This window comes from Pseudomonas sp. ICMP22404 (genome assembly GCF_006227205.1).
Taxonomy (GTDB): Bacteria; Pseudomonadota; Gammaproteobacteria; order Pseudomonadales; family Pseudomonadaceae; genus Aquipseudomonas.
In genome coordinates this window covers 1-516 of the sequence record NZ_VCNG01000061.1, presented here as the reverse complement: position 1 = coordinate 516, position 516 = coordinate 1, and the positions used below count along the sequence as shown (strand labels likewise).

At 50.4% G+C, this 516-nt stretch carries 2 tRNA genes and 1 rRNA gene; all 3 read right to left on the bottom strand.

Going from position 1 to position 516, the window contains the following annotated elements:
• Positions 1 to 170 precede the first annotated feature (170 nt).
• Positions 171 to 246, bottom strand: a tRNA-Ala gene (locus FGE05_RS29655).
• Between the two features lie 26 nt (positions 247 to 272).
• Positions 273 to 349: transfer RNA gene (locus FGE05_RS29650), tRNA-Ile, on the bottom strand.
• A gap of 65 nt (positions 350 to 414) precedes the next feature.
• Positions 415 to 516 (bottom strand): 16S ribosomal RNA (locus FGE05_RS29645); the annotation flags it as partial.

The following is a 516-nucleotide window of genomic DNA, read 5'->3' as shown; positions in this document are numbered from 1 at the left end:
TTTACCTTAGCCTGATCCGTTACCAGTGAAAGTAACGTTCAGTCTATCTTTCTATCACATACCCAAATTTTTAAAGAACGATCTAATCAAAAGACTAGAAATCAACATTCATCATCGCCTTGATGGAATGCTCATTTCTAAGCTTTAAACGAGGGTCACCAATCGGTAAATGGTGGAGCCAAGCGGGATCGAACCGCTGACCTCCTGCGTGCAAGGCAGGCGCTCTCCCAGCTGAGCTATGGCCCCGTATCGCTACAGGGTGCACCAGTAATTGGTGGGTCTGGGCAGATTCGAACTGCCGACCTCACCCTTATCAGGGGTGCGCTCTAACCAACTGAGCTACAGACCCAATCGTCTTCTTCAATGAATCAAGCAATTCGTGTGGGAGCTCATGGAGCAGCTGCCGTCGTCGATTAAGGAGGTGATCCAGCCGCAGGTTCCCCTACGGCTACCTTGTTACGACTTCACCCCAGTCATGAATCACACCGTGGTAACCGTCCCCCCGAAGGTTAGACT